Below are 15,339 nucleotides of genomic sequence, written 5' to 3' on the forward strand. Positions count from 1 at the left end.
TTTTCAGGACGTTATCGCAATCGCAGGCAGAGATTTGGTTTGCGCTTAAACCTAATTGCTGGCTTGCTGAACTACGAACTGGCACATGCCTCCTGATTCATGCAGGAGGTCTAATGATGAAATTTCAACTTAAATGGGCGTCCAGCGGTGGTTTGAGAATCTCCGAGTGGGATTAGCCCATTAGTCGATGCCGCGATCGCATCACCAGCTACTTCCTAATACATCCGATTCTTCATATAGCCGTTTCTTCGGGAATTCCGAAGATTTTAAGGAATCGGATGATATGCTCTTGACTGTCTGAGTGCTAAGTTGAGCTTTGGGGCACGAAGCAGAGACATATTTAGGTAAACCAAGGATGGAAATTTTGAAAAAATTACGTGTAGCAGTGATTATTTTGGTAATGATAGGTGGTTTCTTGCTTAATCCTGCTAACACGGGACTAACAAATACAATAGCTTCTGATAACGCGATTTATCAGGAACGGAGCAACCACAGCTCAGAAGGCATTGGCAAGTTTTACATGGGTCGAGAAATTGCTAAAGTGATGGGACATGAGGGAGCATTTTGGCTGGAACGACCGAGTCGAGAAGCTGAAGAGCGACCTTCTAAAGTGGTGAATGCCCTTGACTTGAAACCTACTGATATTGTGGCAGATATCGGAGCCGGGACGGGATACATGAGCTTTCGCATTGCTCCCCTCGCGTCACAAGGGAAGGTGCTGGCGGTGGATGTTCAGCCGGAGATGCTCGACATCATTAATTTTATGAAAAAGGAGAAAAATATTACGAATGTTGAGCCGATTTTAGCCACAATTAACAACCCCAATCTGCCGATAGCAAGTATTGATTTGGCGTTAATGGTGGATGCATATCACGAATTTGAGTATCCCAGAGAAGTGATGGAAGCACTTGTGAAGGCGCTTAAACCAGGTGGACGTGTAGTTTTAGTTGAGTATCGCGGTGAAAATCCGTTTATTCTGATCAAAGCGCTGCACAAAATGACTCAAAAGCAAGTGCGTAAAGAAATGGCAGCAGTGGGTTTGCAATGGTTGGAAACAAAAAGCTTTTTACCTCAGCAGCATTTGATAGTATTTCAAGAGCTGGAGGGATAAGATAATTTTGGGCTGCTGCTATATTTGAGCGCCCCAACCCCCCTTTTTAAGGGAAGCTAAGACCAATATTTTTCATTTCTAAACTAAAAAAACTTGATAAAAATCAGAATCTGTAAATAAAAAAGTATTTTTTTATTTAGAGGTTACCCAATATTGCCAAAGTCTTAAGAATTTTAGCCCCCCTTCTCAAGGGGGGTTGGGGGATCGAGCTAGGAAGTTGCAAGCTTACGATTTTCTACCAAACTTTGTTTTTAAGTCGTTCAGTGTCGGTGATTTTTGCTGCGTGCGATCGCTTGTTTTTTTCACACTACTTCCGCCACTCGCTTCGCCTGCTGATTTCATCGACAAACTAATGCGTTTCAACTGCTCGTTGACTTCTAGAACTCGCACTTTCACAACTTGTCCGACTTTGACAATTTGTTTTGGATCGTCTACAAATCGGTCAGAGAGTTGCGAAATATGCACCAAACCATCTTGGTGAACGCCAATATCGACAAACGCGCCAAAGTTAGCAACATTCGTCACAATCCCTTCCAGTTCCATGCCAATTTGGAGATCCTTGATTTCTTTGACTCCTTCCTTAAAAGTGGCATACTTAAACTCGGCGCGGGGATCTCTTCCCGGTTTTTCCAGTTCGCTGATAATATCGCGCAGCGTCGGTTCGCCGACGGTATCAGTGACGTATTTCTTCAAGTTGGTTGACTTAAGTTTTTCTGCAACTTGCGTAATTTGCTCCAATGGCACATTTAAATCTTTAGCGATCGCTTGTACAACCCCATAACTCTCAGGATGCACGGCTGTATTATCTAAAGGATTTTCGCCAGCGCGAATCCGCAAGAAACCAGCCGCCTGTTCAAAAGCTTTTGGCCCTAATTTTGGTACTTTCAGAAGTTCCCGGCGGTTTTTGAATGCACCTTGTTTGTTGCGATAGGTAATGATATTTTTGGCAACCGTTGGTGTCATCCCGGAAACAAAGGTCAAAAGTTCTTTCGAGGCAGTGTTTAAATCCACACCGACATAGTTCACGCAACTTTCTACCGTGTCATCTAGCTTCGTTTTCAGTAATTTTTGATCGACATCGTGTTGGTACTGTCCGACGCCAATAGATTTGGGGTCAATCTTGACGAGTTCGGCTAAGGGATCTTGCAAGCGACGACCGATGCTGATGGCACCACGAACGGTAATATCAAGATCGGGAAATTCTGCGATCGCTACATCACTCGCAGAATAAATCGATGCTCCCGACTCATTCACCATTACTTTAATTGGTTTGCGATCCATCGTCTTGAGAATTTCTGCAACGAACTCATCCGTCTCCCGTCCGGCAGTGCCATTACCGATGGCTATCAGTTGAATATTGTACTTTTCAATCAATTTCTTGATAGTGCTGGCAGCCTTCAATCGCTGCTCGGCTGCTTGATGGGGAAAGACAGCCTGGTATTCTAAAAATTGCCCCGTCTCATCAAGAACGGCAACTTTGCACCCAGTCCGAAATCCCGGATCGATTGCCAGCGTTGGCTTCAATCCCGCTGGACTCGACAGCAGCAACTCCCGCAAATTACTTTCAAATGTCTTAATCGACTCGACATCTGCATAAGCTTTTCTATCAGCACGCACTTCGCTAATCAGGGAAGCTTTCATCAAACGGTTGAAGGCATCTTTGAGCATTCCCCGATAAAAGTCTCTCACCGCTGGGACTTTCGTTTGGATTTCCTGCGACTCCAAATAGGACAGGACAACTTCTTCATCGAAGGAAAGTTCTAGGTTCAACACTTCCTCCGTCTCGCCTCGCAGCAGCGCCAGCAAGTTGTGCGGCGCAATATTTTTCACCGAAGCCTGAAAATTTCGGTACATCTCAAATTTGGTGGAACCTTCGGGATGATCGTTTTTGATGCGCGAGACGAATACCCCTTCGTTCATCAAATAGTCGCGTAGATGCGATCGCACCTCAGCTTTTTCAGACACCGCCTCCGCCAGAATGTCAGAAGCACCTTTAAGCGCTTCCTCCACCGTCTTCACTCCCTTTTCTTCAGAAATATACTTTGCCGCCTCTGACTCCAGAGATGTAGGCTGAGCAGTGCGATTGTTCAGCGACTTGATGAACTCTGCCAGGGGTTCCAGTCCTTTTTCCCTAGCGATGGTGGCACGTGTCCGTCGCTTCGTTTTGTAGGGTAGGTAAAGATCCTCTAGTTCGGTTTTTTGCACAGAGGATTCGATTTTAGCTTTCAGCTCATCGGTGAGTTTACCTTGGGATGCGATCGCTTCCAGAATCGCCGCCTTGCGCTCTTCTAGCTCCGTCAGGTAGGTAAATCGCTCCGACAGGTTGCGAAGCTGGATTTCGTCCATTGTGCCAGTACGCTCTTTCCGATAACGAGCAATAAAGGGAATCGTTGACCCCTCGGCGAAAAGTTCCAGCGCACTTTGCACCTGAGAAGGTTTGAGGGAAAGCTCTTGTGCCAGTAGTTGAGGAATGTTCAGCATCGGATGTGTTCAGCAGTTACGAATCAGACACTTCTGTGATGATCATCCTAAAACACCCATCCACGAATTATTTTTATCGCTTCCACATTGACAGAAAACTAATTGTGTGTAAAGGCACCCTTACTGCCAAGGAATATCAATGAGGTATAGCCGTTCTCAGTTGGATGCAGTACATTTTTGACCTCTCTCCAAACCTCTGTCCTAGGAGGAGAGAGGCTTTGATTTAAGTCTTACTCCCCTTTCCCACTAGGGAAGGAGCTGGGGGTTAGGTTTGTATTGGACTCAACTGCTTGCCCGCTATATTCTCACATGGGAGCTATCTGTCCATACTGTCACCCAATCGGGTGAACCACTTGGAGGAAGATAATAACCTTTAGGCAAAGTAACTCTAATAAATAGAGTTGGCGATTTTTGAGCGGTAAAATTACGTCATCTGACGCCGATAAAAATTACTTTTCATCTTAAGAATATGTTGCTAAATGATACTCTGCACCAATTACCCAAAGTTGAACTTCATCTTCATCTGGAGGGAGCAATTCCCCTCACAGCCCTTTGGCAACTTATAGAAAAGTATAATGCCGTTTCTTCGGTTGGTTCATTCTCCCAGATGGAGCAAAAATTTCAATACAAAGATTTTCAACATTTTATTGACACCTGGGTTTGGAAGAACAATTTTTTACGAGAATACGAAGATTTTACATTGATTGCCAGTAAAGTTGCTGAGGATTTAGCTTCTCAAAATGTTATTTATGTGGAAGCTTTTTATTCTCCAGGCGATTTTATTAGGCATGGACTGGAACCCCAGAAACTCACAGAAGCAATTCGCAAAGGTTTGGATGTTCATGCCGATAAAATTACAGTGAATTTAGTAGCCGACCTGATTCGAGATTTCGGACCGGAACAGGGAATGACTTGGGTAAAACAGATTCACGAGGTAAAAAATCTTGGAGTCTTGGGAATTGGCATCGGTGGCTCGGAACAAACATTTCCTCCCGAACCCTACGAAGCGGTTTACGAGCAAGCGAGAAACTTGGGATTTAAAACTTCTGCCCACGCGGGTGAAGCAGCAGGTTCTGAGAGTATCTGGGGAGCCATTCGCAGCTTAAAAGTGGATCGTATTGGGCATGGTGTACGTGCGATAGACGATCCAGAATTAGTATCCTTTTTGAAGTCAGAGCAAATCCCAATAGAGATGTGTCCTATCTCTAATCTGAGAACAGGAGTCGTTGCTGACATCTCACTCCACCCGATTAAAAAATTATACGAGGAAGGACTGCTGATAACGGTTAATACTGACGATCCAAAAATGTTTAATTCGAGTTTAGCTTACGAATATAAAATGTTGGTTGAAAAATTAGGATTTTCTTTGGATGATATTGTAAATTTGATTAAAAATGCCATCAAATCTTCTTGGTGTGATGACACAGAAAAAATGGAGTTACTTGGAAAAATTGAAACGGCACTGCCCTTAATCAATTCCTCATCTATTAAAATTTCTACAATTAATAAAAGTCAAGCCTCAATCTACCCTTTTTATTAGAAAAAAAGAAGCGATCGCTTCTTTTTTTCAGAGAGCGATCGCTTCTAATTAAAATTTGTTCTGACGACCAAAATTTGTCCAGTTGCAAAAGCAACACTTCAAGTATTTGTTCCTAAACTTCACCTTCCTCGAAGTTTGGTTTATCAAATATTCCCTTCAGTTTCTACTGGCACTAAAATGTACTTTACCTGCTTATCAGGCCCCTTGACAATCTGAGGTTCAGATGGAGTGGCATCCTCAGATGCACCTTTCAATGCTTCTCCCGCACCTCTGACATTCTCGTTAACATTATCCGCTGCGTCCTTGAGTACATCTACTGTACCTTTCACAGTCTCGTTAACATTCTCCGCTGTACCCTTAACTGTGCTAAGAGTATCTTTTACGGTGTAATTAACATCCTGGGTGACGCCCTTAACTTTGTCCCCTACATCGATTACTGTGTCGTTAACGCTGACAGCTACGTTCTTTACACCATCACCTACGCTTCTTACAGTTTGGTTAACACCGTCAGCGGCATTTTTGACTGCATTTCCTGCATTTCTTACAGTCTGGTTTACCCGATCAACGGCACCCTTATTCGCCATAGCCCCAGCTATCGCACCCACCGTAGCACCAATGAATGCTCCAATCGCTATTTTAGTCAAGGCATTATTCATGCCTGTGTCTGCCGGAGGAGTATCATATTCGTGTGGAATTTGCTCAACAAATATTTCATCTTCACCCAAAACTTTGTCATTATCAATCATAAAAATCGTCTCCTTTCTACTTAAATAGATACTGATGATAGCCGCCTGCTTAAATGGGAAAAAAGCGATATTCTCTTAACCTAGGCAAATGCGGAATATCCTTTGCTAACGCTTAGTTCAAACCCAACTAATTACAATTTTATTCTAATTTGCAAGGGTTGTTTTTCAGGGACAATTGATAAAGGTTAGGAGTCATGAATTATGAGTTATCAATTTCCAACTCTTAACTCCTAACTCCTAACCCTTCTATCAATCATTCGCAGTCATCAAGACTTGCTTCTAAATGTCAGCAGTATCTTCATAACGTTGGAAACCAGAACCTTCCCCTTCTTGGAGATAGGTTGCATTAGGATCTAGTGAGGTTTCAGTCTCTGAAAACCTATTTCGATTAACCACATCTTCCTCATCTGGGCCGGAAATATATGCTGTCTGCATATCCATGTCCCTTTCCATGCCGATGTTCGCAGTTGTCGTGACCTGCGGCGTACTGATCACCGGATGCTCTTTAGCTACCTTGACGTTCTGCTCGTAAGATGGCTTGATATCCTCAGCGGCATCCTGAACTGCGTCCAATCCACTGATTGCAGATTGCTTGGCATCCTCAGTTTTATCCTGTAGCTGGTCTGCGGCACCTGCTACAACTTGCTTAGCATTTGAAGCTGTACCCTTTACTGCGTCCAATGTACCTACTACAGCCTGGCTAACACCTTCAGCAGTATCTTGTAATGTGCCTACTACAGCGTAGTTAACGCCTTCAGCTACACTCTTAACCGCTTCGCCAACACCTTTGGCTGTCTGACCAACACCGCCAGCTACAGTCTTTGCTGCTTCGCCAACACCTTTTGCAGTCTGGTTAACACCGCCAGCAATAGTCTTTGTCGCATCGCCAACACCTTTGGCAGCGTGCTTCACACCCTCAGATGTTCTCCTACCAGCTACCAGACCGGCTAGTGTCCCTAAGGTAGCACCGATGAGTCCTCCCATCAGCGCTCTAGATAAGGCTGGATTCATGCTGCTAGATTGTTGTCCAGCATTCATACTACCGGATTGTTGCCGAGCATTGATGTCGGTGGGTTGTTGCCGAGCATTGATGTCGGTGGGTTGTTGCCGAGCATTGATGTCGGTGGGTTGTTGCCGAGCATTGATGTCAGTGGATTGTTGCCGAGCAACAGATTGAGATGTAATCGTAGGGCTGTTTTCTGCTCTTGCTATTCCACTAGGTTGAGTTGTGCTTTCTGTACGAATATAAGGTTGAGCTGTCTCGCTAGAGCCAGCATTTTCGTCACGTCTCTCGAAATTTGGCGTATTATTAGTCATCATTGTCTCTTTTGCCCCCAAGCATCTAAATATCGTTTTGCTGTAGCTCGTTATCTATTGCAACTCTAACGAGCCTCAAGAAGGATTTAACTGAGCTAAAGGCAGACATGACTCAACACCTATTGCATCTGTAGTTGTAGATATGGAATCCCAATCATCGTATATGGCTATACCTTGCTGGGTATTTAAGGATGTCTCCCTTGAGGTCGGTGTAAGTCTATACGTGCGATCGCTAAATTAGCAGTAGCAGTGACTTCAGATCGTTAAGCCGTTTTGGTAGGCAGGAGACGGGGCATTATGACACAGAGCAATCAGCCTTTTGATCGGCATGACGAAAATACTGACCGGATTCCGGCACAGTCCAGCGTTCCTCCAGCAGACACTAGCGGAGATGGCGGTGATGCTGCGTCAGATGCAGCCAACGAAGAAACTGAGACAACTACTGAAGAGTCCGGTGTTCAGCCAACAGGCACCCGCAGGCGTGTGGCGAATGCTGCTTTAGCTGGAGCAACCTTTGGTGCTGTAGTCAGTGCAGCTGCTGCGGCGTTTACTGGTAAAAGTGTAGGTGAGGGTATTAAAGCGATTGTTGAAGGTGCTGCGGATTTAGTAATAAAAGGTGCTGCTGCGGGTGTTCACCCTACGATTGAAGGTGCAATCGACAGCCTTAAAGGGGCTGCTACGGGTGTCCACCCTACGATTGAAGACCCTTGGGATACGCATAAAGGTCCTGTGGCTGTTCAACCTACTATTCCTATTGAATATGGCAGCGACACGCTTCAAAGTCCTGCTGCGATTGTTCAACCTCCGATTGAAGATGCCAGGGACACACTTCAAAGTCCCGCTGCGATTGTTCAACCTCCGATTGAAGATGCCAGGGACACGCTTCAAAGTCCTGCTGAGCCAGTTAAAACCCCTGTATCTCCCGTTGATGCTATCCCCCAATTAAATCCGCCCCCTGCCGCTAGTGCAACTGCCGCTAGTGCAACTGCCACTGGTGCAACGGGTAGTGTTGCGAATGATGTAATGAACAGCTCTGCTTTAGTGCAACTGTTGTTGAATCAGGTAGGTAGTGAACTAGCAATGAGTTTCTACGAGCAACTACCAGCAATTGTCCTGGCTGAAATTCAACGGTTAAGCACCAACCCCACTCCGGAAGAGCAGCAGCGAATCAGAGACAGCTGGACAAAAGCTTTAGAACCCATCGCTATTGCGATTATCCAATCGGGACAATTATTCAAATCCAATGCTTTGTATCCAACAAATAATTATCCAACAAACAATGGGTATCAGAAGTATACTCATTCAAATGGAGACAAATTGAATTAATAAATTTATCAATTTGAGGATTTTTGAGACAAATATTGGTAGTAAAATTTTACTATCAATCAAAATTTAAGTTGGAATGCGGCAAAGAAACCCAACTCGATTAAGCATTGGTTGGGTTTCTTGGTTGTTGGGTTTAACCTACTGTTATTGAGAATGCGATCGCTTACTTTTAGCGGTTGCCTTTCTTAGCGTTTTAAACAGTTTGTAGGTGCTTGTTTCAGTTGATTGTGGCGATAAAAACCATTTAAGTTAAGCAAAGCAGAACGATAGCGAACTTTTCTGACATTGTTCCTGCCAGGGCTATTCAGCCTGCCAATTACAGTAGCTCTCGCAACTTTCAAGTAACCCTGATTGTCCCAATTAACTAACCGGGTGCCTGATGAGTTTGGCGGTATATTTTGCCGACCAATATCTCCGACAATTTCTATCGCTTCGCCGCTAACAGTTCTCTTATTAACTACACCGCTAACACAAGCGGTTACTTCGCCCAAAGTTTTGGTATCGTAAAGGTCTCCGACTAGGCGATTTCCTTTCTTACCAAATACATAACAATGGCCTAAATCTACACCCTGTTGGTTCCCGGTGCCTGAGGGAGGTTTACTACAAAAGGTGTAGTTACCATTCGATAGGCTTTGAATAGATTGAACTGGGGTTGGGGTTGGGGTTGAAGTTGGGGTGCTGGATGCGATCGCTGTAATTTTTAACGGTGTAGCTGCCCAACGTTCATTAGGATAGATTTCTTTTACTTCACCACTGAATGTAATTGCTTTTCCTTCTGCCTTGAAACTATCAGGAAGATTACAAGTTGCATATCTTATACCATCCTGTCCTTCAGTTACGATGACATAAGTTTCACCAACCAGTGTCACTTTACCCTTTTTGTCTTTCACAGTTTCTACGGTTTTTCTATCGTCATAGGTACATGTAGAAGAAAGCTGTGCCAATTTGGAGGGTGATGTCTGTGATACAGTTAGTCGCTGGGTTGATTCTGAAGATTGGGCGATCGCTAGGACGTGTTTCCCAGAGGTGATTGTTCCCAAAAGGGTGAGGAATAAGCTAAAAAATAAAATTGATTTCCGGCTATTACTCATTTTGATTGTTCTTGGTAAACTAATTGTATACAACACCAATGTAGAAAGCGTTTCCGAAAACTCTGAGTAGATTATGTGTCAGTATTTGAACTGACATAGGAAGGCTGACGGAGCTGCGAATTCTATTTGCTAAGATTATGCTCTTTCATCCTTACTCGTACATCTGTTTGTGCTTCGCTAAAAGCTGTAGATATTTCTCATGCGTCTTGGCTTGCATCCATTTTTCTTTAAAGATTGCGGCTGATTCAGCTTTTACCGGATCTACTTCATTGGGTAAAATATCTTTCCTTGCTTGAAGCAGGGCTTCTTTAGAGGTTTCTTTTTGAGGATTTGACTTAAATTTTCTGCCGCTTTTATGATTGGCATATCTGCGCGATCGCGTATAACCCATTTGTAAAAACTTCCGTGCCATATCTGCGCCAACAAAATCATCTTGTTCTAGGTAATCCAGAAACATCTGGTAAATTTTTTCGCTCGATTCTCTGGCAATCTCTGGAGTTTTAAAGCGCCAGTAGGGAAGAATTTCTGATTTGTAGGGTTCTACCAAAAGCACCCCCTGCTCGCCCTTACCCACTCGATAAAGTTCGGGAGAAGAGCGAAAATCGATTGCCTTAAAATCTAAAGTGTAATCAAAGGGCATGATAATTTTTATTTTGAATAATAGACTTAAAGAAAAAAGTCTTGCTTCTATCGAAAGTAACGAAAGGAGTCTTTTCTGTCATGCTATCCAGCCCCCAATCCGTCAACACTGCCCTTTCCGCAGGGGATCTGCGGCGAGTCCACCACATTGCCTTGAACGTCCACGATCTGCAAGCTTCCCGGCACTTTTACGGGGGTATCCTGGGTTTGTACGAACTGACGGGTGAAGAAGTGCCGACCACATTGCGATCGCTTGTAGCATCAGGCAAAGTTACCAATTTCGTCACCCCCGATGGTACCGTCCTCGACTTGTTTTGGGAGCCGGATTTGCCACCCCCAGACAATGACCCGCATCGCGCTTTTACCCGCGCCAATCACCTCGCCTTTGACATCGACCCACAGTTGTTCGAGCGGGCGGTCGAGGTGCTAAAACAAAATCAAGTGCCCATCGATCATGGTCCTGTCAGCCGTCCCACCGGACGAGGCATTTACTTTTACGACCCGGATGGATTCCTGATTGAAATTCGCTGCGATCCAGCAGAAACTAAAAAGGAAAGTATCTAGTGGAGCGTGCAACCAGTGCAGCTAATTAAGGTGATGGAAGAGGCGTTAAACAAGCCTCCGATTCAATATGAACCACACAAGCACACGCTGAAAGCTTGGGCGATGTATTGTCTGAGAGACCGAGGATTTAAAGTGGTTTATGCGGAAAAAGCCGATTTCGCTGTTGAAACTCGTGGCGGCGAGAAGCTCTATTTTAAAGTGGCAAATAGTGCAGAGAATTTAGACGGGAAATCTGGCTGGATAGTATTGGATAGCTCAACGAATAACGTCAGCATAACTGCACCTCAACAATAAGTAAGCGGATGCAATTAAATTGAAGATGTTCGTAGGTTGGGAAGCCACTTGCGTGCGGGGGAACCCCCCGCACGCAAGTGGTGTTTGGCTTGGAAAAGCCAACCCCTGCATAAATTTCGCTATCGCTCACCCATCCTATACATCACTAATTTCACTTAGCTTAAGTTGTCCTGATTGTATTGAGATTTACTGCCTTCTCTTGGCGAGAGGAACTACCTTATCTACATCTTGTGTGTAATCAACGACCAAGACACTAAAACACCAAGGCAACAGGCGATCGCTTCCAGAAAAATCTACCTTCGTAGGGAGGTTGAAGGCTAGGCGATCGCTGAGCATAGTATCAGGACTTTAAAATTTTCTATTGTGTCAATTTAAGGAAAAAAACCATGATGGGAACGCTTTTTACCTGGGTAGCTACGGCTCTTAGCCTGCTAATTGTTGATTTACTTGTTCCAGGTGTTAATATTGCTACATTTCCTGCTGCTTTAATTGCTGCTGTAGCGATTGGCTTGGTCAATGCCGGAGTTAAGCCAACTCTATCTTTCCTATCTATGCCGCTTAACTTCGTCAGCTTAGGAACATTTTCGCTTGTCGTTAACGGGATATGTTTCTGGGTGGCTTCAATTTTGGTTCCCGGATTTAGTATGCATGGGATTTTAGCTTTTCTGTTGGCACCCGTCGTTCTATCTTTTGCGAATACTTTCATCAGCAAATATTTTGCTGAGAGAAACGCGGGTGTACTAACCGGCAGCAGTAGTGACTTGAAAACTCAAGGTTAATCTCTATCCAGAGAAGTAAAATTGATAGAGATTAAAAAAAGGAGGAAAGCTAGATGCTGTTCCTCCTTTTTTAGTTTGCAAGCTAGAAAGATGAATGTAGTTTTGTATACCATCTATCCAAACGAAGATAATTCGTTAGGGGGAGGTCTTCAATTACTTGATTTAGGAGAATAAGGCTAATAAGAGTTTAAATAAGAAAGTTGAAGTAGTCTCATGAAATTACTCCGGATTCTGGCTGGTCTTCTCGTGCCTCCTTTAGGCATTTTTCTGACAGTTGGTGTTGGCCCAACTTTATTCATCAACATTTTGCTTACGGTTCTGGGTTGGCTTCCCGGTAGTATTCATGCAGTTTGGGTAATCGTGAAGCACGAAGAAAGAATGGCTGGAGGAGAAAACGTATACTAAGCCAAGGTTAGTTAGACGCTTCTATCCCTTGTAGCGGTAGTGGTGGGAGTAGAAGTCTTTCTTGAGTGCTGGTTGCGTGTTAAAACCCTACTGCAAGTTTAAAAATTGAGTTTAAAAAACAGAACCAGCTAAGTCTTAGCTGGTTCTGTTTTAATTAATGGTGAGAATCTTTAGGAGTCCCTGATTTACTCACGGGTTCTTTTTCGCGAATTGCATCTGCTGCTGTTCGTAACAACTCACTCAAGATTTGACGTACCTGACGTTCTTTCTTAGCGATCGCTACCCCCGCATCACCCAGTTTTTCTTCAACCTGCGATCGCTTTTGTTCTACCTGCTGAACCATTATTTCAGCTTGAGGGCGAGAACGGTCGTACCAGTGCTTCGCTTCGTCCAGGTACCCTTTCACGTCCTCGGCGCGTCCCCCGTAACGTGCAGCCAAATTCGCTCGGAGAATCGCTAGTTGAGCTTGTAGTTGAGCATAACGCTCTTTCAGCGATGCGACCTCGTCGCTGTTTTTGAGATTATTAATCGCAGACTCCAGGGCAGTTTTGGTAGAAGGCGAGGTATCTTTACCAGATTCTTCGATGTCTACTAGCAGTTTATCAATCTCTTGCTGGAGTTCATTTTCTTCGTTGTCCAGTTGAGCTTGTAGCTGTTTAACCTCTGCTTGCGTTTTCGCAATATTTCGATGTCTTAGATGGCTAAAGCCTTCAACCGCTCCCTCAATCGTAGCCGTAACTTCTTCTTTGAGTTCGCCACCTTTATCTTGCAAGTTTTCCAGAACCACAGAAACCGCATCTTTAACAATTGAGCGAAGTTCGGTGGAACCTTCCTTAAACTCCGAACCCACCTGAGATACAGCAGATTGAACAATTTCCCGAATCCGCTCTGCTCTGAGCTGTCCTGTTTCTTTAGCTTGATGGAGATCGGTTGTAATTTGTTCTTTGATTTTATTATTAGGCATTTTCTTCCCCGGTTTGTAGTAGTTGATTTAGATGAAGGTTTAATTAAACTACTTGTACAAGCTTTCCAGCAAAAAAGAGGTTATAATTCGCTTCTTCTATCTTGGCGCGATCGCTTCAAAATCGGTACTTCCTTTAGGTAGAAAACTTCTAATTCTGTATTCGCTAACTAGCGAGCGGGAAAGCAGCAGCGATCGCCCAACCGAAAAACAACGCACTCCCCAGTGCATAACTCCACACATTATTAAGTTGGCTGCCAGCAAAGGAGAAAATACCCATCGCTAGCGGAAATAGCGGCAGCAACAGGTAGATAAAACCAAGTTGCGGAACCAAGTACACCGCCAAAATAAAGCCGCCTACTAGCAGCACGCTTTGCCACAACCACCACGCCATCCGCGAGAGTACCCCAGCATCCTGTTGCGCCACTTCCGACGCTAGAAACCAAGGAAGGCAAGCCAACGACAGCAAAGGCCAAAGCTTTAGACGTGCTGGAATTAGCCACCATTGCAGCCACACCGACTGTGCCATTGCCCCAAAACCCACCCAAAGCAGTACAAACAGCCCTAAGCCTATCCCCAGCGCCCTGAATGTAGGACGTTGTAGGCGCAAGAGAATCCCCAGCCAGACGACGCCTGCCACAAAGAACCAAATTCCGATTGCACCGCCGACGAGGACGCCACCCAAGCTGTCAATTTCCCCCATACGACTCAGCAATAGGAGTGAAGCGCTGGCAAGAAATGGAGCTAAGAACGAACCTAGCAAGCTTTGTAGCGGATGCACCTTTGCCTTAGGTGTAGTCGCCGGGTCAGCAACAGCAGGGGCAACGGCGAAAAGGAACAACAGCCATGCCAACAAATGCAAGGCATACCAAGCCATCCGACGGTCAATATAGTTACTGCTACTCTGAATTCTGAAGGTAGCATCGAGCCACGTTCGGGCAGCTTGGTGGCTGATATTGCGGAGGAGAATGGTGATGTGTTCGGCGTTCGGGATGATAACGAGCGATCGCGCCCTTCCCCCAGCAAAGTTATCGTTTTCTCCTCCTGCCGCCGCCAGCAACCGCTGGGCATTCGTCACAAATCCACCTTCCCAACTCCCGGCTTGTAGCTGAAGATTGCGCGGGATAGAAGGCGTCACTCCCGCACCCGTTGGCGAGACGGCAACCGTTGCCGCAAAGCGGTCGGGATTGCGGATACCCGCCGACATCACCGCACCGCTACCCATTGAGTGCCCCAGCAGCGCCAAGCGGCTGGGATCGACCTCTGGTTGCTCCAACAGGGCTGCATAAGCCACATTCAGGTCTTGCTGAAGTGAATCGCGCTCTAGGGGTGCTGGATTCGCGCCATGTCCGCCGAAATCCCACAACATCACGGCATACCCCGCGTGCGCCAAAACGTGCGCGTAGCCCAGCATTAATTGCTTAGAACCCGCATAGCCGTGCGCCACCAGCACACCGGGTATTTTCTCAGAACCCTGTTCAAAACCCTCTGGTGCGACGTACAGCATCGGCAACCCTTTATCTGAGAATGTTCGCGTCACCAATCCAGTCCGCGCCGCCGCTACCCCCCACCAGGAAAGTGCAATCAGCAACAGCGCCGCAATTAGCGAAAATAAGCGCTTGCGAGTCATATCAATCCTTAACTCCGGAGTTAGGCTTAGGGTGATAACCCTTGATATGATGCATCAGATTGCGTCAGAGCAACTCAGAGTTTTCGCGATCGCAACATCCCCAATATCAATGGAGACTTAAGTTATGTGGCTGGTAACGATTCGCTGTTCGGGCGATGCTTGGAAACGCAATGGGACTACCTGTAAAGCGATCGCAGACAAGTATCAAAGCACTTGTATCTCTTCCAAAAAAGCGCCAGATGGTCAGCGTTTCATGGAATACAAGGTTGAAGATGTAGGGGACGCGGAATCATTCCAAGACGAGTGTTTAAGTCTTGAAGGATTCACGGCTTCCTTTGAGGCACTTTGACATGAGCACTTTGACCTCGGTGCTTTTGATCGCTTTCTTTTCAGAATCATTCCCCCAATTCCCACCCGCCGCTTAAGCTTCAAATTAGCAAGTCAAGAAAGAAGCC

16 protein-coding genes and 1 pseudogene are annotated in these 15,339 nt (G+C 45.3%); 9 read left to right on the top strand and 8 right to left on the bottom strand.

Annotated elements, in window-relative coordinates; translation table 11 throughout:
• Together NDI34_RS14705 and NDI34_RS14710 are read left to right on the top strand one after the other, a co-directional pair.
• A pseudogene (locus NDI34_RS14705) lies at window positions 1–96 on the top strand (IS5/IS1182 family transposase); the annotation flags it as partial.
• 304 nt (window positions 97–400) lie between these two features.
• Window positions 401–1,111 carry a class I SAM-dependent methyltransferase gene (locus NDI34_RS14710; RefSeq protein ID WP_348233049.1) on the top strand — a complete coding sequence of 237 codons (711 nt, stop codon included), beginning with the start codon at window positions 401–403 and terminating at the stop codon, window positions 1,109–1,111.
• 225 nt (window positions 1,112–1,336) lie between these two features.
• On the opposite strand, the gene NDI34_RS14715 is transcribed toward NDI34_RS14710, so the two are convergent.
• Entirely contained in the window at window positions 1,337–3,592 is a 2,256-nt protein-coding gene (locus tag NDI34_RS14715; protein WP_348233018.1) for a Tex family protein, read from the bottom strand.
• 469 nt (window positions 3,593–4,061) lie between these two features.
• Here NDI34_RS14715 and add point away from each other — a divergent pair, with 469 nt between their 5' ends.
• Window positions 4,062–5,132 carry an adenosine deaminase gene (add, locus tag NDI34_RS14720; RefSeq protein ID WP_348233019.1) on the top strand — a complete coding sequence of 357 codons (1,071 nt, stop codon included), beginning with the start codon at window positions 4,062–4,064 and terminating at the stop codon, window positions 5,130–5,132.
• A gap of 143 nt (window positions 5,133–5,275) precedes the next feature.
• On the opposite strand, the gene NDI34_RS14725 is transcribed toward add, so the two are convergent.
• Window positions 5,276–5,878 carry a hypothetical protein gene (locus tag NDI34_RS14725; RefSeq protein ID WP_190410094.1) on the bottom strand — a complete coding sequence of 201 codons (603 nt, stop codon included), beginning with the start codon at window positions 5,876–5,878 and terminating at the stop codon, window positions 5,276–5,278.
• A 279-nt stretch (window positions 5,879–6,157) separates the two neighbouring features.
• Window positions 6,158–7,198 (bottom strand): hypothetical protein, encoded by a 1,041-nt coding sequence (locus tag NDI34_RS14730; protein ID WP_348233020.1) that lies wholly within the window; start codon window positions 7,196–7,198, stop codon window positions 6,158–6,160.
• A 294-nt stretch (window positions 7,199–7,492) separates the two neighbouring features.
• Here NDI34_RS14730 and NDI34_RS14735 point away from each other — a divergent pair, with 294 nt between their 5' ends.
• Window positions 7,493–8,521 (top strand): hypothetical protein, encoded by a 1,029-nt coding sequence (locus tag NDI34_RS14735; RefSeq protein WP_348233021.1) that lies wholly within the window; start codon window positions 7,493–7,495, stop codon window positions 8,519–8,521.
• 185 nt (window positions 8,522–8,706) lie between these two features.
• Here the strand turns inward: NDI34_RS14735 and NDI34_RS14740 are convergent, their stop codons facing one another.
• Window positions 8,707–9,612, bottom strand: coding sequence for a hypothetical protein (locus NDI34_RS14740; RefSeq protein ID WP_190527083.1), 906 nt, complete (start codon window positions 9,610–9,612; stop codon window positions 8,707–8,709).
• 151 nt (window positions 9,613–9,763) lie between these two features.
• Window positions 9,764–10,252 carry a DUF4385 domain-containing protein gene (locus NDI34_RS14745; RefSeq protein WP_348233022.1) on the bottom strand — a complete coding sequence of 163 codons (489 nt, stop codon included), beginning with the start codon at window positions 10,250–10,252 and terminating at the stop codon, window positions 9,764–9,766.
• Between the two features lie 80 nt (window positions 10,253–10,332).
• Here NDI34_RS14745 and NDI34_RS14750 point away from each other — a divergent pair, with 80 nt between their 5' ends.
• Window positions 10,333–10,815, top strand: a complete 483-nt coding sequence (locus tag NDI34_RS14750; protein WP_190410089.1) for a VOC family protein — start codon at window positions 10,333–10,335, stop codon at window positions 10,813–10,815.
• A 15-nt stretch (window positions 10,816–10,830) separates the two neighbouring features.
• Window positions 10,831–11,109 (top strand): hypothetical protein, encoded by a 279-nt coding sequence (locus NDI34_RS14755; RefSeq protein WP_190429277.1) that lies wholly within the window; start codon window positions 10,831–10,833, stop codon window positions 11,107–11,109.
• 186 nt (window positions 11,110–11,295) lie between these two features.
• Here the strand turns inward: NDI34_RS14755 and NDI34_RS14760 are convergent, their stop codons facing one another.
• Complete coding sequence (locus NDI34_RS14760; RefSeq protein WP_348233023.1) at window positions 11,296–11,445, bottom strand: hypothetical protein; 150 nt, start codon at window positions 11,443–11,445, stop codon at window positions 11,296–11,298.
• 50 nt (window positions 11,446–11,495) lie between these two features.
• Here NDI34_RS14760 and NDI34_RS14765 point away from each other — a divergent pair, with 50 nt between their 5' ends.
• Entirely contained in the window at window positions 11,496–11,888 is a 393-nt protein-coding gene (locus NDI34_RS14765) for a phage holin family protein (RefSeq protein ID WP_190429279.1), read from the top strand.
• Between the two features lie 213 nt (window positions 11,889–12,101).
• Window positions 12,102–12,293 (top strand): YqaE/Pmp3 family membrane protein, encoded by a 192-nt coding sequence (locus NDI34_RS14770; protein WP_190410085.1) that lies wholly within the window; start codon window positions 12,102–12,104, stop codon window positions 12,291–12,293.
• Between the two features lie 154 nt (window positions 12,294–12,447).
• On the opposite strand, the gene NDI34_RS14775 is transcribed toward NDI34_RS14770, so the two are convergent.
• Complete coding sequence (locus tag NDI34_RS14775; RefSeq protein ID WP_190410084.1) at window positions 12,448–13,257, bottom strand: histidine kinase; 810 nt, start codon at window positions 13,255–13,257, stop codon at window positions 12,448–12,450.
• A 163-nt stretch (window positions 13,258–13,420) separates the two neighbouring features.
• Entirely contained in the window at window positions 13,421–14,884 is a 1,464-nt protein-coding gene (locus NDI34_RS14780; protein ID WP_348233024.1) for an alpha/beta fold hydrolase, read from the bottom strand.
• 124 nt (window positions 14,885–15,008) lie between these two features.
• Here NDI34_RS14780 and NDI34_RS14785 point away from each other — a divergent pair, with 124 nt between their 5' ends.
• Window positions 15,009–15,233, top strand: a complete 225-nt coding sequence (locus tag NDI34_RS14785; protein ID WP_348233025.1) for a hypothetical protein — start codon at window positions 15,009–15,011, stop codon at window positions 15,231–15,233.
• The last annotated feature ends 106 nt before the right edge of the window (window positions 15,234–15,339 follow it).

Origin of the sequence: Trichocoleus sp. DQ-U1 (genome assembly GCF_039961925.1) — a bacterium.
Taxonomy (GTDB): Bacteria; Cyanobacteriota; Cyanobacteriia; order Cyanobacteriales; family FACHB-T130; genus FACHB-T130.

Bases quoted from the DNA above. Each gene is read 5' to 3' on its own strand.
- NDI34_RS14775 (WP_190410084.1), bottom strand. From the start codon at position 13,257: ATGCCTAATAATAAAATCAAAGAACAAATTACAACCGATCTCCATCAA.
- NDI34_RS14710 (WP_348233049.1), top strand. From the start codon at position 401: ATGATAGGTGGTTTCTTGCTTAATCCTGCTAACACGGGACTAACAAAT.
- NDI34_RS14765 (WP_190429279.1), top strand. From the start codon at position 11,496: ATGATGGGAACGCTTTTTACCTGGGTAGCTACGGCTCTTAGCCTGCTA.
- NDI34_RS14715 (WP_348233018.1), bottom strand. From the start codon at position 3,592: ATGCTGAACATTCCTCAACTACTGGCACAAGAGCTTTCCCTCAAACCT.
- NDI34_RS14750 (WP_190410089.1), top strand. From the start codon at position 10,333: ATGCTATCCAGCCCCCAATCCGTCAACACTGCCCTTTCCGCAGGGGAT.
- NDI34_RS14725 (WP_190410094.1), bottom strand. From the start codon at position 5,878: ATGATTGATAATGACAAAGTTTTGGGTGAAGATGAAATATTTGTTGAG.
- NDI34_RS14785 (WP_348233025.1), top strand. From the start codon at position 15,009: ATGTGGCTGGTAACGATTCGCTGTTCGGGCGATGCTTGGAAACGCAAT.
- NDI34_RS14735 (WP_348233021.1), top strand. From the start codon at position 7,493: ATGACACAGAGCAATCAGCCTTTTGATCGGCATGACGAAAATACTGAC.
- NDI34_RS14760 (WP_348233023.1), bottom strand. From the start codon at position 11,445: ATGCTCAGCGATCGCCTAGCCTTCAACCTCCCTACGAAGGTAGATTTT.
- add (WP_348233019.1), top strand. From the start codon at position 4,062: ATGTTGCTAAATGATACTCTGCACCAATTACCCAAAGTTGAACTTCAT.
- NDI34_RS14780 (WP_348233024.1), bottom strand. From the start codon at position 14,884: ATGACTCGCAAGCGCTTATTTTCGCTAATTGCGGCGCTGTTGCTGATT.
- NDI34_RS14730 (WP_348233020.1), bottom strand. From the start codon at position 7,198: ATGATGACTAATAATACGCCAAATTTCGAGAGACGTGACGAAAATGCT.
- NDI34_RS14770 (WP_190410085.1), top strand. From the start codon at position 12,102: ATGAAATTACTCCGGATTCTGGCTGGTCTTCTCGTGCCTCCTTTAGGC.
- NDI34_RS14745 (WP_348233022.1), bottom strand. From the start codon at position 10,252: ATGCCCTTTGATTACACTTTAGATTTTAAGGCAATCGATTTTCGCTCT.
- NDI34_RS14740 (WP_190527083.1), bottom strand. From the start codon at position 9,612: ATGAGTAATAGCCGGAAATCAATTTTATTTTTTAGCTTATTCCTCACC.